Source organism: Rhodococcus olei (genome assembly GCF_039540555.1).
Classification (GTDB): Bacteria; Actinomycetota; Actinomycetes; order Mycobacteriales; family Mycobacteriaceae; genus Rhodococcus_G; species Rhodococcus_G olei.
On record NZ_BAABFB010000066.1, the window covers coordinates 252,452 to 270,430 of the forward strand.

Annotated in this window: 22 protein-coding genes; 12 read left to right on the plus strand and 10 right to left on the minus strand. The window is 70.9% G+C overall.

All coding sequences use genetic code 11. The annotated features are described in order from the left end of the window. Window positions 1-44: 44 nt before the first annotated feature. Together ABD951_RS22195 and ABD951_RS22200 are read left to right on the plus strand one after the other, a co-directional pair. A complete protein-coding gene (locus ABD951_RS22195) occupies window positions 45-902 on the plus strand; it encodes an Ig-like domain-containing protein (protein WP_345350303.1) in 858 nt (285 codons plus the stop codon). Between the two features lie 76 nt (window positions 903-978). Then, window positions 979-2,127 (plus strand): Ig-like domain-containing protein, encoded by a 1,149-nt coding sequence (locus tag ABD951_RS22200; protein WP_345350306.1) that lies wholly within the window; start codon window positions 979-981, stop codon window positions 2,125-2,127. Between the two features lie 153 nt (window positions 2,128-2,280). On the opposite strand, the gene ABD951_RS22205 is transcribed toward ABD951_RS22200, so the two are convergent. Next, window positions 2,281-3,519 carry a L,D-transpeptidase gene (locus ABD951_RS22205; protein WP_345350309.1) on the minus strand — a complete coding sequence of 413 codons (1,239 nt, stop codon included), beginning with the start codon at window positions 3,517-3,519 and terminating at the stop codon, window positions 2,281-2,283. 46 nt (window positions 3,520-3,565) lie between these two features. Next, window positions 3,566-4,681 (minus strand): UDP-N-acetylmuramate dehydrogenase, encoded by a 1,116-nt coding sequence (locus tag ABD951_RS22210; protein WP_345350312.1) that lies wholly within the window; start codon window positions 4,679-4,681, stop codon window positions 3,566-3,568. On the opposite strand from ABD951_RS22210, the gene ABD951_RS22215 reads away from it, so the two are divergent. From ABD951_RS22215 to ABD951_RS22230, 4 genes are read left to right on the plus strand one after another with little or no spacing between them, the layout of a single operon-like run. Beyond that, window positions 4,680-5,183 (plus strand): DUF2505 domain-containing protein, encoded by a 504-nt coding sequence (locus tag ABD951_RS22215; RefSeq protein WP_345350315.1) that lies wholly within the window; start codon window positions 4,680-4,682, stop codon window positions 5,181-5,183. The genes ABD951_RS22210 and ABD951_RS22215 overlap by 2 nt on opposite strands. A 27-nt stretch (window positions 5,184-5,210) precedes the next feature. Beyond that, window positions 5,211-5,714 (plus strand): DUF2505 domain-containing protein, encoded by a 504-nt coding sequence (locus ABD951_RS22220; protein WP_345350318.1) that lies wholly within the window; start codon window positions 5,211-5,213, stop codon window positions 5,712-5,714. A gap of 51 nt (window positions 5,715-5,765) precedes the next feature. Then, a complete protein-coding gene (locus tag ABD951_RS22225) occupies window positions 5,766-6,281 on the plus strand; it encodes a DUF2505 domain-containing protein (protein ID WP_345350321.1) in 516 nt (171 codons plus the stop codon). Between the two features lie 10 nt (window positions 6,282-6,291). Further along, the gene (locus ABD951_RS22230) at window positions 6,292-7,077 is read left to right on the plus strand and encodes a class I SAM-dependent methyltransferase (RefSeq protein WP_345350324.1); all 786 of its coding nucleotides are present in this window, start codon (window positions 6,292-6,294) and stop codon (window positions 7,075-7,077) included. Window positions 7,078-7,086: 9 nt separating this feature from the next. On the opposite strand, the gene ABD951_RS22235 is transcribed toward ABD951_RS22230, so the two are convergent. Further along, window positions 7,087-7,680 carry a type IV toxin-antitoxin system AbiEi family antitoxin domain-containing protein gene (locus ABD951_RS22235; protein WP_345350327.1) on the minus strand — a complete coding sequence of 198 codons (594 nt, stop codon included), beginning with the start codon at window positions 7,678-7,680 and terminating at the stop codon, window positions 7,087-7,089. Between the two features lie 121 nt (window positions 7,681-7,801). Between ABD951_RS22235 and ABD951_RS22240 the strand changes: the two genes are divergently transcribed. Next, the gene (locus ABD951_RS22240; protein WP_345350330.1) at window positions 7,802-8,575 is read left to right on the plus strand and encodes an LmeA family phospholipid-binding protein; all 774 of its coding nucleotides are present in this window, start codon (window positions 7,802-7,804) and stop codon (window positions 8,573-8,575) included. A 20-nt stretch (window positions 8,576-8,595) separates the two neighbouring features. On the opposite strand, the gene deoC is transcribed toward ABD951_RS22240, so the two are convergent. Continuing rightward, a complete protein-coding gene (deoC, locus tag ABD951_RS22245; protein WP_345350333.1) occupies window positions 8,596-9,258 on the minus strand; it encodes a deoxyribose-phosphate aldolase in 663 nt (220 codons plus the stop codon). A gap of 84 nt (window positions 9,259-9,342) precedes the next feature. Here deoC and ABD951_RS22250 point away from each other — a divergent pair, with 84 nt between their 5' ends. Genes ABD951_RS22250 through purU form a run of 3 tightly spaced genes read left to right on the plus strand, consistent with a single transcriptional unit; the run spans window position 9,343 to window position 11,670 of the window. Then, window positions 9,343-9,867, plus strand: coding sequence for a GNAT family N-acetyltransferase (locus ABD951_RS22250; protein WP_345350336.1), 525 nt, complete (start codon window positions 9,343-9,345; stop codon window positions 9,865-9,867). A 38-nt stretch (window positions 9,868-9,905) separates the two neighbouring features. Then, complete coding sequence (locus ABD951_RS22255) at window positions 9,906-10,721, plus strand: class I SAM-dependent methyltransferase (protein ID WP_345350339.1); 816 nt, start codon at window positions 9,906-9,908, stop codon at window positions 10,719-10,721. Window positions 10,722-10,779: 58 nt separating this feature from the next. Beyond that, window positions 10,780-11,670 carry a formyltetrahydrofolate deformylase gene (gene purU / locus ABD951_RS22260; RefSeq protein WP_345350342.1) on the plus strand — a complete coding sequence of 297 codons (891 nt, stop codon included), beginning with the start codon at window positions 10,780-10,782 and terminating at the stop codon, window positions 11,668-11,670. Window positions 11,671-11,701: 31 nt separating this feature from the next. Here the strand turns inward: purU and ABD951_RS22265 are convergent, their stop codons facing one another. The 5 genes from ABD951_RS22265 to ABD951_RS22285 form a co-directional block, all read right to left on the minus strand. After that, complete coding sequence (locus ABD951_RS22265) at window positions 11,702-12,724, minus strand: alpha/beta fold hydrolase (RefSeq protein ID WP_345350345.1); 1,023 nt, start codon at window positions 12,722-12,724, stop codon at window positions 11,702-11,704. Between the two features lie 142 nt (window positions 12,725-12,866). After that, the gene (locus ABD951_RS22270) at window positions 12,867-13,142 is read right to left on the minus strand and encodes a DUF2516 family protein (protein ID WP_345350716.1); all 276 of its coding nucleotides are present in this window, start codon (window positions 13,140-13,142) and stop codon (window positions 12,867-12,869) included. Window positions 13,143-13,230: 88 nt separating this feature from the next. Next, entirely contained in the window at window positions 13,231-14,130 is a 900-nt protein-coding gene (locus ABD951_RS22275) for a heparin-binding hemagglutinin (RefSeq protein WP_345350348.1), read from the minus strand. After that, window positions 14,123-14,560, minus strand: a complete 438-nt coding sequence (locus tag ABD951_RS22280) for a helix-turn-helix domain-containing protein (protein ID WP_345350351.1) — start codon at window positions 14,558-14,560, stop codon at window positions 14,123-14,125. Before ABD951_RS22280 ends, ABD951_RS22275 begins: the two co-directional genes overlap by 8 nt. A gap of 86 nt (window positions 14,561-14,646) precedes the next feature. Then, window positions 14,647-15,906: a DUF445 domain-containing protein gene (locus tag ABD951_RS22285; RefSeq protein ID WP_345350354.1), complete on the minus strand. Its 1,260-nt coding sequence runs from the start codon at window positions 15,904-15,906 to the stop codon at window positions 14,647-14,649. Between the two features lie 100 nt (window positions 15,907-16,006). On the opposite strand from ABD951_RS22285, the gene ABD951_RS22290 reads away from it, so the two are divergent. Next, window positions 16,007-16,756 carry a TetR/AcrR family transcriptional regulator gene (locus ABD951_RS22290; RefSeq protein WP_345350356.1) on the plus strand — a complete coding sequence of 250 codons (750 nt, stop codon included), beginning with the start codon at window positions 16,007-16,009 and terminating at the stop codon, window positions 16,754-16,756. Between the two features lie 58 nt (window positions 16,757-16,814). Continuing rightward, window positions 16,815-17,672: a polyphosphate kinase 2 family protein gene (locus ABD951_RS22295; RefSeq protein ID WP_345350358.1), complete on the plus strand. Its 858-nt coding sequence runs from the start codon at window positions 16,815-16,817 to the stop codon at window positions 17,670-17,672. A 37-nt stretch (window positions 17,673-17,709) separates the two neighbouring features. Here the strand turns inward: ABD951_RS22295 and ABD951_RS22300 are convergent, their stop codons facing one another. Next, window positions 17,710-17,931, minus strand: a complete 222-nt coding sequence (locus ABD951_RS22300) for a hypothetical protein (protein ID WP_345350360.1) — start codon at window positions 17,929-17,931, stop codon at window positions 17,710-17,712. Window positions 17,932-17,979 lie beyond the last annotated feature (48 nt).

The window sequence follows — 17,979 nt, forward strand, 5'->3', positions numbered from 1 at the left end:
GACCGACCGACCGTATGTCCGCACCGATCGCAAGGGAGACGACCATGGTTCGACGAGCAACGACCCGCTTCATCACCGCCACCACCACCGCGCTGGCGGTCGGTACCGTCACCCTCCTCGCCGGCGGCGTGGCGAGTGCCGCGCCCGGCTCCATCACCTGGAGGGACGGGTACACCACCTTCACCCGCACCGTCAGCAACACCACCCCGAATCCGGGCGACGTCATCACCGTCACCACCACGTGGGCCCGCGACGACGCCAACTACGAAGAGCTCTGGTGGGCCAAGGACTTCCACGCCACCTGCCTGAGCTACGTCCCCGGCTCGGCCAAGCTCACCGACAACGCCGGTGTCCACACCGTCGAACCGTACGTCGAGGTCAAGCCGGACTTCGCCGCCGCCGACTTCGCCACCTCGGGCTACAAGCCGATGGTCAGGAACTACAGCGACACCCCGACCCTCAGCTTCCAGTACACGGTCGGCGCCGACTGCGCTCGCGGGTCGGCCCTCTACACCGGGCTGAGCTACAACGGCTCGCGCGGCCGGGGTGACTACGTCAACAAGGGACCGGCCGTCACCGTCGCGAACGACAGCTTCAGCGCCGCGCTGGCCCCGGTCAGCGGTGCCACCGTCGGTGCCGCGACCACTCTGACCGCCACCGTCACCCCGCACGGTGCCGGCACCGTCGAGTTCAAGGACGGCGACACCGTCATCGGCACCGCCACCGTGGGCCCGGACGGCACCGCCACCCAGAGCTGGACGCCGACCACCGCCGGCGACCACACCATCACCGCCACCTACAGCGGTCCCGGAGTGTCCGCCACCACCAGTGCCGTCGTGGCCGTCGCGGGCACCGCCGGCGGGGGCGGCGCCGGCAGCCTCGGTTCCCTCTTCGGCAGCTAGTAAGGCCCCTCCCCGGCTCCGGGGAGGTACCGCCAGCACGTCAACCAGGCCTCACCGAACACGGAAGGAAATCTTCATGGCTCACCGAACGAGCGCTCGCGGCATCGCCGCCGGCGCGGCGGCCACGTTCACGGTCGGCGCGTTCACCCTCCTCACCTGTGGAATCGCGAACGCGGCGCCGCAGACCATCACCTGGGACGACGGGTACACCCACTTCACCCGCATCGTCACCAACACCACCCCCGCCGCCGGTGACACCGTCACGATCACCACCCGGTGGGAGCGCACCGACGCCAACTGGGAGAAGCTCAACTGGGTCAGGGAATGGCACCCCGCCTGCCTGACCTACGTGCCCGGCTCCGCGACGGTCACCGACGCGGCCGGAACCCGTGCCGTCGAGCCGTTCGTCGAGACCCAGTCCGACTACACCGCAGTCGACTTCGTCGGCCTCGGCTACCAGCCGACCGCGAAGCGGTACGAGGACGCACCGCTGCTGAGCACGCAGTACAAGGTCGGCAACGACTGCAGCCGCAACGAGGCGCTCACCACCGGTATGAGCTACCTCGGCTCCCGCGGCCCGGGCACCTACACCACCAAGGGCCCGCTGATCACGGTCGCGAAGAACGCCACGACCACCAGCCTCGCCACGGTCGGCGGTGCGGCGCTGGGGCAGGCGTCGACTCTGACCGCGACCGTCACCGGCGGCGCCCAGGGCGACCCGGTGGAGTTCTACGACGGCGCCGCCAAGATCGGCACCGGCACCCTCGACGCCAACGGCGTCGCCGCCACGACCTGGACGCCGGCCGTTCCCGGCTCCCACGGACTGACCGCGAAGTACCTGGTCACCGCCAGCGCCGACGGATCGCTGTCGGCCGTGCAGTACGTGGACGTCCCCTCCGCCTACACCACGACCGTCGCCCCGGTCACCGGCGCCACCGTCGGCACCGCCACGACACTGAAGGCGACCGTGACCCCCGGAAGCACCGGTGGCACAGTCGAATTCAAGGAAGGCGACACCGTCGTCGGCACCGCAACCCTCGACGCCAACGGCACCGCCACCCTGAGCTGGACCCCCACCGCCGCGGGCGATCGCACCATCACCGCGGCGTACACCGGACCCGGCGGCGTCACCTCCTCCGGCCAGATCACCGTCACCGTCGCAACCGCGGACAGCACGGGCGGCGGCAGCTCCACCGGCAGCCTCGGCTCCCTCTTCGGAAGCTAGGCAGCACGGCAATCCGGCCGTGGGTCCTTCCCGACACGACACCGTGCCCGGAGGACCCACGGCCGCTCCGGGAGCGGGACTCGTGCCGTCACCGAAGCGTTTCCGTCTCCCCCGCCGTCGACATCAGGGCAGGTCCCGGGTGCGTTTCCAGCGTCAGCGGGCCGGGACCGGGGCCGCGGCCGCGGGTGGCGCCGGAGCGGCCGCGGCCGGCAATGCCGACATCGACTGCCAGGTCGGCCAGTCGATCGCCCAGTCGTAGATGTCGCCGTCGGCGGCCGACAGGTCGATGCGGGTGCCCGTCACCTCGACCGGGTCGCCGTACAGCGCGGTCCCGAAGTACTGCTGCGCGTCCGACAGTGACAGGTTGATGCAGCCGTTGGTGACGTTCGCCGACCCCTGCACGCCGGTGGTCTGCGGGTTCGCATGGATGAACTCGCCGTTGTTCGAGATCCGCACCGCCCACCGTTCGCGGACGTTCTCGTAGAACGGCGGGTTCGACATCAGGAAGTCCTCGTGCTTCTCGGTGACGACGTGGATTCCGCTGCGGGTGACGTTGCGGTTCTCGTTGCCCTCGCCGTAGCTCACCGGGATGTCCATGATCGTCTGCCCGTCCCGGACCACCTGCATGCGGTGGCTCGGGGCGGCGGCCTTGACGATCTGGCTGCGGCCGATGCCGAAGTCGAGGGTCACGTCGGACTCGCCGTACGCGCCGTCCCCGTACGGCAGGCCGTACAGCTTCGCGACGAGGTGCACGGTGGTGCCGGGCACCCAGTAGTGCTCCGGCCGCCAGTGCACCCGCGACCCGTTGTCGTCGGGCAACCACGCCCACGATCCCGGGGTGGGCGGGTTGGTGGTGATCGTCAACGCCTTCTCGACGGCGGCCTTGTCCGCGACGTGGGCGTCGAACTTGAGGATGATCGGGGCCGCGATGCCGACCTGCTGACCGTCCGCGATGTTGGTGGTCACCGACGTCGTCGACGGCGGGTCGACCGTGGTGAACGCGCCCTGCACGGGCACGGCCACGCCGTCGGTGCCGACGGCGGTCCCGGACCAGGTGTAGGTGGCGCCGTAGCCGAGCGGTTCGGTGACCGCGAACGTCCGCTGGTCCGGCGCCAGCGTGCCCTGCACCACCTTGCCGGACGGGCTGGTCAGGGCCACCCCCTGCAGGGTGCCGCCCGTGACGGTCACCGACACCGGCGCGGTCGGGTTCACGTCCGTGGCACCGGCCGCCGGGGTCTGCGTCACCGTGGCGACGGGCCCCTTCTCCGGGCGCGCGGACGGGGTGGAGCCGCCGCCCGCACTGCAGCCCGCGACCAGCGCGACAACCGCCGCCAGCGCGGCGAGCAACCAGAATCCGCGGGCCCGTCCGGGGCGCACACCGAGAGCAAACACGAAATCCACGGTACCGACGTCGCGGATGTGACCCTCGTCCCACCGCTCAGATGCGGCAGCCCACCGTCACCGGCTCCGGCTCGAGCCGCACCCCGAACGCATCCTGCACACCGTCGCGTACCTCCCGCGCCAACGCCAGCAGATCCGCGGCCGAGGCGGCCCCCCGGTTCGTCAGCGCCAGCGTGTGCTTGGTCGACAGCCGCGCCGCCGCCCCCGGAGCGGGATGCCCCTTCGCGAACCCCGCCCGCTCGATCAGCCAGCCCGCCGACAGTTTCGTGCCGCCGTCACCCGGGTAGCGCGGAACCGCGACGCCCTCGCCGAGTCGCGCGGCGATCGCGGCCAGCACCGCGGGCAGCCGATCGTCCGGTACCACCGGGTTCGTGAAGAACGATCCGGCGCTCCAGGTGTCATGGTCGGCGGCGTCGAGGACCATGCCCTTGCCCGCCCGCAGCCCGAGCACCACCTCGCGGACCTTCGCGGCCGACCGCCGCTCCCCCTCGTCGGCGCCGAGCACGGTCGCCAGTTCCCGGTAGCGCAACGGCGCGCTGAGCCCGTCCGCGGTCACCGCGAACTCGGCGGCCAGCACGACCGCGGTGTCGGTGTGCTTGAGGACGCTGGTGCGGTACCCGAGGCCGAGCGCGTCCGGGCCGACCCACCGCACCTCACCCGACGCGCGGTCGAGCAACTGCACCCGCCGCAACAGCGACGCGACCTCCACGCCGTACGCGCCGACGTTCTGCACCGGGGTCGCACCCGCCGACCCGGGAATCCCGGACAGGCATTCGAGGCCGCCGAGGCCGGCGTCGACCGACCGCGCCACCACGTCGTCCCACACCGCGCCGGCGTCGGCGACGACCAGTCCGTCGTCGAGGCGGACCCCGTCGCCCGCGACGCGGACCACGACCGCGTCGACACCGGAGTCGGCGACCAGCAGATTCGAGCCCCCACCGAGAATCAGGACCGGCACCCGCGCCGCGTCCAGCGCGCGGACCGCCGCGACCAGCGTGTCGGTGTCGCGGCAGGTGAGCATCGCCCGCGCCGGACCGCCGACCCGCAGTGTCGTCAGCCGCGACATCGGCACGTCCACATCCAATTCGGCCCCGGACTCGGCCGCCACGTCCTCCACTACCCGCACGGGTGCAAACGGTAGCGTGCCGGACATGGCCCGCCGAATCCCGCATTCCGCCACCTACCCGCATTCCGTCGCGCGGGTGCACGCCGCCCTGACCAGCGAGCGGTACTGGCGGGACCGGCTCGCGGAGGCCGGTGGCGAGCACTCGCACGTCGACCGCATCGACGTCGGCGCCGGCACGATCGCCGTGGAGATGACGCAGGCGATCCCCGCCGAGCACTTGCCGTCGATCGTGACGAAGATCCGGCCCGGCGACCTGACCATCACCCGCACCGAGGACTGGGGACCGCTCGGTGACGACCGGGCTACCGGCACGTTCACCGCGCACGTCGCGGGCATGCCCGGCGACCTGACCGGCACTCTGACCCTGACCGCAGAGGGGACCGGTGCGACCGTCGCCCTCGACGGGCAGGTGCAGGTCGCGATCCCGTTAATCGGCGGCAAAATCGAGTCGGTGATCGCCGAGCAGATCGACGATCTGCTCACCCACGAGGACGAATTCACCGCACGCTGGCTGGCCGAAAACGACTAGCACTACAGCCATGTAATCTGCCGCACTATGTCACGTCGTATCGAGTTCACCGCCAACTACTCCCTGCCCGCCGAGGTGGTGCACCGCACCCTCACCGCTCCCGCGTTCTGGAACGACCGCGTCGCCAAGGGCGCCGACAGCGGCGTCACCCTGACCCGGCTCGAGTCCGGCCCCGGCACGATCGACGTCGCGGTCAACCAGGTCGTCGACACCAGCGCACTGCCCTCCATCGTCACCAAGCTGATCAAGGGCGACCTGGCCATCCTGCGGTCCGAGAACTGGAGCCCGGTCGCCGGCGGCTCCGCGGCCGGTTCGTTCGCCGTCGACACCACCGGAATTCCGGTCACGGTCCGCGGCACCTACACGCTGACCGACGTCGACGGCGGATCCACCCTCACCGGCGCCGGCGAGGTCGACGTCAACGTCAAGCTGATCGGCGGCACGATCGAGGGAATGGTCGTCGACCAGGTCCGCAAGATCTTCGAGACGGATCAGGAAGCCGTCGAGGAGTGGGCGGCCGCGAACGCCTGACCGCGGCGAATTGTGTGGTCGATGCGTGCCGAGCCGGTAGCCTGTCCGCTCATGGCTCGCCGCATCGACTACTCCGCCCGCTACACCCACTCCACCGAGCGGGTGTACGCGGCGCTGTCCGACCGGGACTACTGGGAAGCCCGGATGGACGAGCTGAGGAAGTTCTCGGACAACGACGTCGAACACTTCGAGGTCACCGAGACCGGTATCGACCTGGTCTTTCACCACGTGATCCCCCGTAGCAGCCTGCCGGACGTCGCCCAGACCGTGATGACGAAGGACATGATCATCACCCGCAGGGAGCACTACGGAGCGTTCGGCGAGCCGGTCACCGGCACCTACGAGGCCACGATCCCGGCCGGACCCGGAAGCCTGACCGGCACGATGTCGCTGTTTCGCACCGACACCGGGTCCACCCTCCGGACCTCGTCCGAGGCGAAGGTGTCCATCCCGTTCGTCGGCGGCAAGCTCGAGCAGATGATGCTGCTCAACGTCGTCGACCTGCTGCGCACCGAGGCGCGGGTCACCGCCGACTGGCTGGACCGCCGACAGCGGGAAGACCGGTAACGAGATCCGCATGAACCGCGCCGCCAAACCGGACGGCGTCATCACCCGCGGCACCACCGGGATCAACCGGCTGCGGCGCAGCGATCGCTGGCTGATGCACCGCCCCCAGGTCGTCGACCTGCTCAACTCCACCCCGCACCCCCTGGTCGTCGACCTCGGCTACGGCGCACGCCCCGACACCACGTTCGAACTGGCGGCCCGGCTCCGGGCGGTCCGCGGCGACCTGCCGGTCGTGGGCCTCGAGATCGACCCGGCCCGGGTCGTCCCCGGCCGGGACGGCGTCCGCTTCGCACGCGGGGGTTTCGAACTCGCCGGCCTGCGCCCGGTGCTGGTGCGGGCGTTCAACGTGCTCCGTCAGTACCCGGAGGACGCGGTCGCCGGCGCCTGGGCGAAGATCCAGTCGGCCCTGGCACCGAACGGACTGCTGGTCGACGGCACCTGCGACGAGCTGGGTCGCCGCTGCGCGTGGGTCGTACTCGACGCGCACCGGCCGTTGACGCTGACGTTGGCGTGGGACCCGTTCGACGTCGACCGCCCCGGCGACATCGCCGAGCGGCTGCCGAAAGCCCTGATCCACCGCAACGTGGCCGGCGAGGGTGTCCACGACCTGCTGCTCGCGGCGGACCGGGCCTGGGCGACCGCCGCTCCCCACGCCGCGTTCGGCCCCCGGATCCGGTGGCGCGCGACGCTCGAGCTGCTGCGCGCTCAGGGTGTTCCGGTGGAGGTGCCGCGCCGCCGCCTGCGCGACAACGTGCTCACGGTGCCGTGGGCGGTGGTGGCGCCGTCCGCCTCCTGACGCTCCGGGTCACGCCCAGGCCGACAGCGCCCGGCGCACCCGCTGCCGCACCCGGGTCGGACACCGGTCCGACCCGACTTCGAGTTCCTCCCGGTCGAGCCGGTCGATCGCCAGCGCGTCGCCGACGACCTCGTCGAGCACCCACTGCGAGACCCCGCCGTCGGCGAGGTCGAGAACGGTGCGCAGCGGTGTCGTGATCAGGAAGGCGCCGGCGTGCTCGGTGTCGCCCGCGGCGAGGTCGCAGTGGTGCACCGCGACCCGGTCGAGCCGCGCGTGCCCGTCGTCGGGCGCGGTCACGTGCAGGAAGCTCGGATGGAGATGCCCGAGACCGTGCAACTCCGCCGCGCTCTGGTGCGACACCACGGCGCCGTCGAGGCGGACGCAGCACCGGGCGACCTCGTCGAAGTCGCCGGTGCGCCACGTGGTGAGCCGGAACAGTCCGGGATCCGACTGCAACCAGGCGCCGGCGACAACCGCGTCCGCCATCTCGTCGGCCGAGTAGCCGCAGGCACGTGCCTGCGCGGAGGTGAAGTAGCCGCCCTGCCCGCCGGCCCGTTCGCGCAGGGCGCGGTCGCGTCGTTTCCGTTCCGGCGTGTGGTCCATGTCGACACAGTACGACGAAACTGTGGTACAGGTCACACAATTGTCCGCGTGGCGGATTCCACACGAATTCCCTCCGGGTGTTCTCAGAAACGGCACAGGAACTTCCGGAAGAATCCCAGCAATGGCCACCACGCACGCACCCTCCGGTCCCGCGAGCACCCGCTCGAAGCGCAGCCTCGCCCTGACCGTCGCCCTGGTCGTGATCGTCGCCCTCGTCGCCGCACTGATCGGCGCCGAGCTGTACGTCCGGCACAACGTCAAGCAGTGCATGACCAGCCAGTTCGAGAGCCAGCTCGGATCCCAGGTCGACGTCGGGCTCAGCGCCAAGCCGGTGCTGCTGCAGGCCGTCGACAAGAAGGTCCCCTACATCACGATCACCAGTGACGACTCCAGTTTCGGCCCCGCCAAGGACATGCACGTCAGCGCCCGCGTCAACGACGTCGACCTGACCACCAGCGAGACCTCGGGCGGCACGGTCGGCAGCTCGACCGCCGACATCGAGTGGTCCACCCAGGGCATCCTGTCGACCATCCAGGAGCAGCCGTTCGGCGCGCTGGTCACGAACGTCGTCGCGGATCCGTCCGCGGGCACGCTGCAGTTCCAGGTGATGGGCAGCATCGCCCAGTTGACCGTCAAGCCGACCGTCGTCGACGGTGCGGTGCACGTGCAGACCGTCGACGCCGCGGTGTTCGGGCTGGGCCTGCCGACCGATCTGGTCAGCGGCATCGTCGACATCCTGACCAGCAGCCTGCAGAACTTCCCGCTGGGCATGACCGCACAGACGCTGACCGTCAGCAGCAGCGGCCTGGAACTGACCCTGGCCGGTGGTGCCTACACGATGCCGGCACCGCAGGCCGGACAGCAGGCGCCCGACAGCTGCTCGCTGCTGGTCTGACCGGGTCGGCCGGCGGCCGCTCAGTCCGGGAAGCCGTCGAGCACCGCCCGCGTGCCCGACAACCCGAGCCGCGTCGCGCCGGCGGCGATCATCTCGCGGGCGGCGTCCGCGGTCCGGATTCCGCCGCTGGCCTTCACGCCGAGCCGGCCGCCGACGGTCTGCGCCATCACCTCGACGGCGTGGACCGTCGCGCCGCCGGCCGGATGGAACCCGGTCGAAGTCTTGACGAAATCCGCGCCGGCCCGCTCGGCGGCCCGGCAGCATTCGACGATGGCCTCGTCGGACAGCGCCGCCGTCTCGAGGATCACCTTCAACACCGCCGCGTCCGCGATGCCCTCACGCACGGTCAGGATGTCGGCGAGCACCGCGTTGTAGTCCCCGGCGACCGCGGCACCGACGTCGATGACCATGTCGACCTCGTCCGCGCCCTGCTGCACCGCCAGGCGCGCCTCGGACCCCTTGATCAGCGAATGGTGCTTGCCGGACGGGAACCCGGCGACGACCGCGACCCGCAACCCGTCCGCCCGCAACGGCAGCATCGACGGCGACACGCACACCGAGTACACCCCGAGTTCGCGGGCCTCGGTCACGAGTCCCGCGACGTCGGCCGCGGTCGCCTCCGGCTTGAGCAGGGTGTGGTCGACCATCGCGGCGACCCGGGCACGGGTGAGGTTCTCCGACATGCGTCGAGCTTCGCACAGCCCGCCCCGGCCCCCCGTGACAAAACCGGTTGCGACCGACTCCCGGGCCCGGCGACACTGACGCCCATGCTGATCCGCCGGGAACGTCCCACCGACGTCGACGCCGTCGCCGCGGTGCACCGCTCCGCCTTCGCCCACGAGACCCCGCCCGGCGCCGCCGAACCGGTGGAGGTCGCACTGGTCGCCGCGTTGCGGGCCTCGGACGCCTGGCTGCCGGCGCTGTCGCTGGTCGCCGAGGACGCGGCGGGCGCGGTCGTCGGACACGTGTGCCTGACCCGCGGGTCGGTGTCGGGGCGCCCGGCCCTCGCGCTCGGTCCGATCGGGGTGCTCGCGGACCGGCAGGGGTCGGGGATCGGCGCGGCGTTGATGCACGCGTGCCTCGGTGGCGCCGACGCACTCGGGGAATCGCTCGTCGCGCTACTCGGCCATCTCGACTACTACCCGCGGTTCGGGTTCGTGCCGGCGGCGACCGTGGCCGTCGACCCCGGTGTACCGGAGTGGGCCGACCACTTCCAGGTCCGCCGCCTGGACGCGTGGACCCCGGAGCACACCGGCGAGTTCCGCTACCCCGAGGCCTTCTACCTGCTCTGACGCCGCCGACGGCGCCGGGAGCGACTACCGTTGTTCGCATGAGCGCCGACGAGCTCGTCGAGGTGTGGGGCGGAGCGAGCGAGTTCAGCAGGCTGATGCCGACCGTGTGGGGCCCGGCAGGCCAGGCACTGGCCTTCCAGCTGCGGCTGCGGCCCGGTGACACCGTGCTCGACGTCTGCTGCGGCGCGGGGGCGTCCGCGCTTCCCGCGGCCGCCGCGGTCGGACCGACCGGACTCGTCCACGCCGTCGACCTCGCGGACGACCTGCTCGAGCAGGGCCGGCTCCTCGCCTCCGACCGCGCCCTGCACAACATCGACTTCGTCCGCGCCGAGGCCGCCACCTGGGAGCCGCCTAGCAGTGTTCCGCGCGGTCGTTACGACGCGCTCGCCTGCTCGTACGGCCTGTTCTCGCTACCGCATCCCAACGCGGCGCTCGGGCGGCTGGTGCGGCTGTTGCGCCCGGTCGCCAAGGTGGGGGTGACGGTGTGGCGGCGCGGGGCGCTGGCCGAGTTCACCGACACCTTCCACGACGCGCTGGCCGCACACGTGCCGAACCCGCGCCGAACCGACCGACCCGCCGCCCTGTCCCACCTCGACAATCCGGGCGCGTTGCGTACCTGGCTGACCGGATACAGCGCCGGATCCGTCGAGGTCAACGAGCTGTCGAACCTGCTGCCCACGACACCCGAACTCGTCTGGGACCTGGTCCTGGGCACCGCGCTGCGCGCGTCGCTGCCGCCCGGCCCGGAGACGGTCGAGGCCGTGCGGCTCGACTTCCTGGCCCTGCTGACCGAGCGGGACATCGAGACCGTCGACGCCGGCACCCTCGTCGCCACCGCGGTCGTGGTGCACTGACCTGGCCGACTTCACCCGGTCGGGCTCGACGGTCGCGGACACCTGCGAGACTGTCCGCATGAACAGGCCCACCGCATCCGAGGACGACCGGCGCTACGTGCTCGCCCTCGGCACTCCCGACCGCACCGGCATCGTCGCCCGCATCTCGACGTTCCTCGCCGAGGTCGGAGGCTCGATCGTCGAAGCCGCCTACCACGCCGACGCCGACTCGGGATGGTTCTTCACCCGGCAGGCGGTGCGGGCGTCGTCGATCGGACTCGGCCTCGACGAGCTTCGTGAGCGGTTCGCCACGGTCGCGGCCGATCTCGGTCCCGAAACGGAGTGGACGCTGCACGACACCGGGGTGCGCAAACGGATCGTCCTGCTGGTCAGCAAGGAGGGGCACTGCCTGCACGACCTGCTCGGCCGGGCCGCGGGCGGCGAACTGCCCGCGGACATCGCCGCGGTGATCGGCAACCATCCCGACCTCGAGGAGGTCACCCGCCAGCACGGCATCGACTTCCACTACGTGTCGTTCCCGAAGGATCCCGCCGAGCGCGGGCCGGCGTTCGAGCAGGTGCGCAAGCTCGTCGACGTGCACGATCCACACGCGGTCGTGCTGGCCCGGTTCATGCAGGTCCTGCCGCCGGACCTGTGCGACCACTGGGCCGGCCGGGCGATCAACATCCACCACAGCTTCCTGCCGTCGTTCGTCGGCGCCCGGCCCTACCACCAGGCGTTCGCGCGCGGAGTCAAGCTGATCGGCGCCACCTGCCACTACGTGACCGCCGAACTCGACGCCGGCCCGATCATCGAGCAGGACGTGATCCGGGTCGACCACGCCGACGAGGTCCGCGACATGGTCCGGCAGGGCCGCGACATCGAGAAGCTGGTGCTCGCGCGGGGCCTGCGCTGGCACCTTGAGGACCGGGTGCTGGTGCACGGCCGCAAGACCGTCGTCTTCAGTTAGCGGACGCGGCCCGTGAGTGCTCGAAAAGTACTCACAGGCGCCGCAGGCGCCTGATCTCGGCGTTGACCTCGTCGGCCGCCTCGATGGTGCTCATGTGCCCGATGCCGGGCAGGCGGATGAGGCGCTGAAGGTGTCCGTCGGCGTCGAGCCGATCGCTCATCCGTTCCGAGTGGACCGGCGGGGTGAGCCGGTCGGCGGTGCCGACGACCACCGTGGTCGGGACGGTGAGGTGGTCGAGCGAGGCGCCGATGTCGAGGGTGCTCAGCGCGCGGCCCCAGCCTCCGCGGGTCGCCGGCGGGCAGTCCCGCACGATGCGGACGCAGAAGTCGACCTCCTGCCGCGTGGAGCCGGGCGCGAGCGCGACGTACTGCACTCCGCGGCGGGTCAGCGGGGTCGCGATCAGGGGCGCGGTCGACCCGAGGATCGCGCGACCGACGGGCACCGGCACCGCCGGCGCCCGCTTCGGCAGCGGGATCACGGTGGTCTCGGCGATCAACCGGTCCGGGCCGGTGCTGGCGAGCATGACCGCACTCGCCTTCTCCGCGACCCGCTCGGGATACCGCAGCGCCCACGACATGATCGACATGCCGCCCATGCTGTGCCCGACGACGACGGCCTTCTGTCCGTCGCGGACGGTCGCGGACAGCACCGCGTCGAGGTCGTCACCGAGGAGTTCGGGGCTGGGCCGGGTCGGCCCGAGTCCGGTCCGGCCGTGTCCGCGCTGGTCGTAGACGACGACGCGGAACTCGTCGGCGAGCGCGTTGATCTGGGGGTACCAGAACGTGGTCGAGCACGTCCAGCCGTGTGCGAACACGATCGGCGGCGCGGTGGGGTCACCGTACGCGAGCACGTTGATCGGGTGCCCGTCGGCGGACACGACCGGCACGACCTCGGCTCGCACGGAGGGGTCGGCGAGGGCGGGGTTGGCCGCGCCGGAGGTCGCGAGTGCCTTCGCCCGCCGGGACCGGGTCGCGGCCACCGCCCCGGTGACCGCGGCGCCGACGGCCGCTCCCACCAGAATGCGCCGCGCCGACGTGCGAGTCCTGTCCGACACCGTGGGTACCTCCGTGCATCACCGACTGTTGAAGTGAGCACCGGTGCCGGTGGAGATCACCCGGCCGGTTGCTCGCCTCAACAATGCGTCGCGCGGTTACCCGTTGTCAACGGTATCTGTGACTCTAATTCTCAGTCACCTGTCACCAGCGGGGGCCGCGCTGGATCTCGTCCACCCGGGGTCGCACGTCGACCAGGTACACGCAGATCGCGACGACCGCGATCAGACCGAAGAACGACACCACGCCGAACAGGAACACCACCAGCATCGCGACGACCAGGATGCCGACCCAGATCGGCTTGCTGAGCTTGTCCACGGCGGTGAAGGCGTCGGTGCGCTGACGGACGGCGTGGAACAGCGCGAACGCGCCGGCTCCGAGGGCGAGTAGACGCAACGCGATCATGATCAGCGTGGTCATGTTGTAGGCGGTGGTCACAGTGCCATCCTATCGACGGGACGCCCCCACGCACGGTGTGCGTGGGGGCGTCCCGTCTCGACGTGGTCGACTAGGCGTCGGTGGCCTTGGGGGCCGGCGCCTTCTTGGCGGGAGCCTTGGCCGGAGCGGCCTTCGTGTCGGCGGCGGGCTTGGCGGCGGCCTTGACCGGCGCGGCCTTCGCGGGGGCGGCCTTGGCCGGGGCGGCCTTCGCGGGCTCGGCCTTGGCAGGCTCGGCCGCGGCGGCAGGCTCGGTCTTGGCGGCAGGCTCGGCCGCGGCGGACTCGGGCTTGGCTGCGGCCTTCGGCGCGGCGGCGGCGACCTTGTTCGCGGCCGACTCGGTGGTGGCCTCGGCCTTCTCGCCGGCGCCCACGAAGCGGCTCGCGACCTGCTCGCCGGCGTCGGACACCGCGTCGGAGACCTCGTCGGCGACGTCGCTGATCTTCTCCGCCGCCCGGCCCGCGAGCTTCGCGGCCTGCTCGCCGACGGCCCGGGTCTGGCGGGCGACGGTGCCGAGCGCCTCCTCGGTCAGGGCCGCGGCGTCCCCGAGAACGGACTCGGCGCGACCGAGGCCCTCCTCGACGCCCGGCTGCTTGCGCAGCCGCTCGACGGTCTCCTCGCCGCGCTCGGCGAGCGAGGTGTAGATGTCGGAGGCCACCTTGAGGTACGCCTCGGCGACCTTGCGCAGCTCCTCGGCGGTGAACCGCTCGCGCAGCTCGGCGAGCTCCTCGGGCAGCTCGGACGGCCAGCCGGCGAGCCGCTCGCGCAGCGTCTCGACGCCGTCCACGACGTCCCCGGCGAGCTTGTCGAAGCGCTCGCGGGCGGCGTCGGCGGTGAGGTCGTCGCCGGCGGTCGCGGCGCGCTCGCGCACCTGGGCGACGACGTCGGCAACCGCCTGCACGACGACGTCACCGGCGCCGACCGCGGCGTAGAACGGGGTCTTCACGTTGTCGAAACCCTTGAGATCAGTCATTCTCGTTCTCCTGTTCTTCGGGCTGGGTCGTCGTTCGCGGGGCGTTCTCGCGCCGGAACGACTCGTAGATTTCGAGGAGCGCCTGCTTCTGGCGTTCCGTGATGGAGACGTCGGAGAGCACCGCGTCCCGCACCGGGCTGGCGGGGCGCTGCTCGAGCAGGCCCGCCCGCATGTAGAGCACCTCCGACGACATCCGGAGGCCCTTCGCGATCTGTCCGAGCACCTCGGCCGACGGCTTGCGCAGTCCGCGTTCGATCTGACTCAGATACGGATTGCTGACGCCGGCCAGTTGCGACAGTTGGCGCAGCGACACCTGAGCGGCCTCGCGTTGCGACCTGATGAAGCTGCCGATGTCCTGCGCCGCGGAGCTGACCACCCGGGCCGCGACGTCGCCGGCGCTGTCACCGGTCGACCGGGTGTCCTCGGTCATACCCCGTTCCCTCTCCCTGTGTGCACAATCCACGGTACGGGAGGGTGCTAGCTATAGCAAGCACTCGTGCTAGCAGGAGACCTGGATCACGCGAACAGCAGCTGGGAGAGCGTGTAGATCGCCAGTCCGGCGAGCGCGCCCACGACGGTGCCGTTGATCCGGATGAACTGCAGGTCCCGGCCCACCTGCAGTTCGATCTTGCGGCTGGCCTCCTCGGCGTCCCAGCGGGCCACCGTCTCGGTGATGATCCCGGTGATCTCGGCGGTGTAGTTGATGCTGATGTAGCGCACCGCGCTGTCGAGCCAGCCGTCGACCTTGATCCGCAGCTCCGGCTCGTCGCGGAGCCGCTCCCCCACCCTGATCACCGTGTCGCGGGTCTTCGCGCGCAGCGTGGAGTTCGGGTCGTCGGCGGACTCGAGGATCATGCGCTTGGCCACCCGCCACGCCGCCTCGGCCGCCCCGGTGACCTCCTTGCGGCCCATCAGTTCGGTCTTGATCTTCTCGGCCTTCGCCATCGTGGCGGGGTCGTGCTGCAGGTCCTGCGCGAAGTCGATCAGGAAGCGGTTGGCGGCCAGCCGGACCTCGTGCTGCGGATTCGAGCGCACCTTCCAGGTGAACTCGACGAGTTCCTTGTAGATCTTCTCCCCGAGCAGCAGGTCGACGAACTTCGGCGACCAGGACGGGCTGTCCCTGTCGATGATCCGGTCGATGGTCTCCTGGCTGCCGAGCGCCCACTGGTGGGCCCGCTCCGCGAGCATGTCGATAAGCGGCAACTGCCGGTTCTCGGCGAGCAGTTCGGCGAGCACCTTGCCGATCGGCGGACCCCACGCCGGCTCGGCGATGCGGCGCACGATCGTGTTGTCGATGATCTGCTGGATGTCCTCGTCGCGCAGCACACCGACGAAGCCGCGCAGCAGGGTCGCGGTCTCGGCGGCCACCCGATCCGCGTGCACCGGTTCGGCGAGCCAGGTGCCCAGCCGCAGCGGAACCCGCGCGGCGCGCACCTTCTGCGACACCACGTCCGGCGCGAGGAAGTTGTCCCCGACGAAGGCACCCAGGCTCGACCCGAGCTGGTCCTTCTTCTTCTTGATGATCGCGGTGTGCGGGATCGGCAGTCCGAGGGGACGGCGGAACAGCGCGGTGACGGCGAACCAGTCGGCGAGCGCACCGACCATGCCTGCCTCCGAGGCGGCACGTACGTACCCCACCCACTCCCCCGCCCCGCGGGTCTCCTGCCAGCGGCAGAACAGGTACAGGACGGTTGCGGCCAGCAGGAACCCGGTCGCGACCGCCTTCATCCGGCGTAGGTCCCGTCGCTTGGCGGCGTCGTCAACGAGCAACTCCATCACCTGGCCATTGTGCCGAAATTCGGCACGACACCGGGGCATGCGCCGGGCCGGTGGAGCCGGTGGCCTTAAACTTGCACCCAAAGATCGAATTGAACGGATGGCAATTCCAGTGCCGAAGAAGACTGCCCCCGACCTCGACACCCCCGAGGTCGCCGACACCACCCTCGAGCCGCCGAAGACCGACGGCCGCAAACGCCGGTGGCGCGAGCACAAGATCGCGCGCCGCGAGGAGCTGGTGGACGGCACGCTGTCCGCGATCCGGGCCCGCGGCCGCGACGTCGGCATGGACGAGATCGCATCCCAGATCGGCGTGTCGAAGACCGTCCTGTACCGGTACTTCAACGACAAGAGCGACCTGACGACCGCGACGATGACCCGCTGGGTCGAGACGGTGCTCGCGCCGCGGATGTACGCCGCGATCGGCGCGGACATGGACGAGTACGAACTCGTCCGGGTCGCGATCGCCGCCTACGTGGAGACCGTCGCCGAGGACACCGAGGTCTACCTGTACGTGATGGCGAACAGTTCCGGCGCCAACCGCGACGTGGTCGCGGAGTCGGAGCGGATGATCGCCGAGGCCCTGTCGGCGGTGCTCGGCGTGCGGCTGCGCCAGATGGAGATGGATTCCGGCGGCGCGGTGCCCTGGGCGTACGGCATCATCGGCGCGGTCCAGCTGGCGACCCACTGGTGGATCTCGAACCGGTCGATGACCGCCGAGGATCTGATCGACTACCTGTCGATGATGACCTGGGGCGGCGTGACGGGGATCGCCGCGGTCGCGGGCTCGCCGGCCCGGTTCAAGTCGATCCCGCACCCGCTGCTGCCGGAGAAGTCCGAAGGGCTCTGAGACCGCCACGCTCCGGCAATCCGGGCGTGTCCGGGGTCGGCGTGCGAGAGTCTCGGGCATGGGCAAGAGCGAAGGCTGGGAGATTCCCGCGGCGGAGGCGGTGCGCGTCACCCCGGACACCCGGGTCGGTGATCTGGACACCAACGGCACCCCCGGCTTCGCCGGCGGGAAGTCACTGGGCGAGAAGCTCCTCGAGGAACGTGGGGCGGTCCTGTCCGACCTGCAGGAGAAGCTGTTCGCCCACGGCCGCGCCACCAACGAGCACCGGTCGGTGCTGCTGGTGCTGCAGGGCATGGACACCGCGGGCAAGGGCGGCGTGGTCCGCCACGTGATTGGGCACGTCGACCCGCAGGGTGTCGACCACGCCTCGTTCGGGGTGCCGACGCCCGAGGAGAAGCGACACCACTACCTGTGGCGGATCCGCAAGGCGCTGCCACGCCACGGTCAGCTCGGCGTGTTCGACCGGTCGCACTACGAGGACGTGCTGGTCGTGCGGGTCCACGATCTGGTGCCGCGCAGCGAGTGGGAGCCGCGGTACGACGAGATCAACGCGTTCGAGAAGGAGCTCGTCGACTCGGGGACAACGGTGGTCAAGGTCGCGATGTTCGTCTCGCTCGACGAGCAGAAGGCGCGGCTGGCCGAGCGTCTCGAACGCCGGGACAAGTATTGGAAGTACAACCCGAACGACGTCACCGAGCGCGGCTACTGGCCGCAATACCAGGAGGCGTATCAGGCGATGCTGGACCGCACGTCCACCGAGCACGCGCCGTGGCACGTGGTGCCGTGCGACCGGAAGTGGTACTCCCGCCTGGTCGTGACGGAGCTGCTGATCGACGCGCTCGAGCGACTCGACCTGGACTGGCCGGCCGCGACCTTCGACGTCGAGACGGAGAAGCGCCGACTGGCCGACTCGTGACCGTCGGCCGGCCGCACTCCGCGGTGGCCCCGCACCGTCACGGGAAGTGCGGAACGTCCAGCCCCAGTTTGTGATCGTGCCGGACGGTGCCTCCGACCACGGCGGCGGCCGTGACGACCGCGAGCAGGAACAGCCCGCCCGCGAGCGCGGCCCAGCCAGCGTGCCCGCTCCCGGCGGCCACCAGGAACATGCCCAGCGACCCGGCGGCGAGCAGCACCGAGGTGAACCCCACCCAGCCGGCAACGATGTTCAGAGTCATCGGTCCACTCCTCGTGTGTGGTGGATCTGCGGTCGGGCGATCACCCGC

Bases quoted from the DNA above. Each gene is read 5' to 3' on its own strand.
- ABD951_RS22195 (WP_345350303.1), top strand. From the start codon at position 45: ATGGTTCGACGAGCAACGACCCGCTTCATCACCGCCACCACCACCGCG.
- ABD951_RS22200 (WP_345350306.1), top strand. From the start codon at position 979: ATGGCTCACCGAACGAGCGCTCGCGGCATCGCCGCCGGCGCGGCGGCC.
- ABD951_RS22215 (WP_345350315.1), top strand. From the start codon at position 4,680: ATGGCCCGCCGAATCCCGCATTCCGCCACCTACCCGCATTCCGTCGCG.
- ABD951_RS22210 (WP_345350312.1), bottom strand. From the start codon at position 4,681: ATGTCCGGCACGCTACCGTTTGCACCCGTGCGGGTAGTGGAGGACGTG.
- ABD951_RS22220 (WP_345350318.1), top strand. From the start codon at position 5,211: ATGTCACGTCGTATCGAGTTCACCGCCAACTACTCCCTGCCCGCCGAG.
- ABD951_RS22225 (WP_345350321.1), top strand. From the start codon at position 5,766: ATGGCTCGCCGCATCGACTACTCCGCCCGCTACACCCACTCCACCGAG.
- ABD951_RS22230 (WP_345350324.1), top strand. From the start codon at position 6,292: ATGAACCGCGCCGCCAAACCGGACGGCGTCATCACCCGCGGCACCACC.
- ABD951_RS22235 (WP_345350327.1), bottom strand. From the start codon at position 7,680: ATGGACCACACGCCGGAACGGAAACGACGCGACCGCGCCCTGCGCGAA.
- ABD951_RS22240 (WP_345350330.1), top strand. From the start codon at position 7,802: ATGGCCACCACGCACGCACCCTCCGGTCCCGCGAGCACCCGCTCGAAG.
- deoC (WP_345350333.1), bottom strand. From the start codon at position 9,258: ATGTCGGAGAACCTCACCCGTGCCCGGGTCGCCGCGATGGTCGACCAC.
- ABD951_RS22250 (WP_345350336.1), top strand. From the start codon at position 9,343: ATGCTGATCCGCCGGGAACGTCCCACCGACGTCGACGCCGTCGCCGCG.
- ABD951_RS22255 (WP_345350339.1), top strand. From the start codon at position 9,906: ATGAGCGCCGACGAGCTCGTCGAGGTGTGGGGCGGAGCGAGCGAGTTC.
- purU (WP_345350342.1), top strand. From the start codon at position 10,780: ATGAACAGGCCCACCGCATCCGAGGACGACCGGCGCTACGTGCTCGCC.
- ABD951_RS22270 (WP_345350716.1), bottom strand. From the start codon at position 13,142: ATGACCACGCTGATCATGATCGCGTTGCGTCTACTCGCCCTCGGAGCC.
- ABD951_RS22275 (WP_345350348.1), bottom strand. From the start codon at position 14,130: ATGACTGATCTCAAGGGTTTCGACAACGTGAAGACCCCGTTCTACGCC.
- ABD951_RS22280 (WP_345350351.1), bottom strand. From the start codon at position 14,560: ATGACCGAGGACACCCGGTCGACCGGTGACAGCGCCGGCGACGTCGCG.
- ABD951_RS22285 (WP_345350354.1), bottom strand. From the start codon at position 15,906: ATGGAGTTGCTCGTTGACGACGCCGCCAAGCGACGGGACCTACGCCGG.
- ABD951_RS22290 (WP_345350356.1), top strand. From the start codon at position 16,007: ATGGCAATTCCAGTGCCGAAGAAGACTGCCCCCGACCTCGACACCCCC.
- ABD951_RS22295 (WP_345350358.1), top strand. From the start codon at position 16,815: ATGGGCAAGAGCGAAGGCTGGGAGATTCCCGCGGCGGAGGCGGTGCGC.
- ABD951_RS22300 (WP_345350360.1), bottom strand. From the start codon at position 17,931: ATGACTCTGAACATCGTTGCCGGCTGGGTGGGGTTCACCTCGGTGCTG.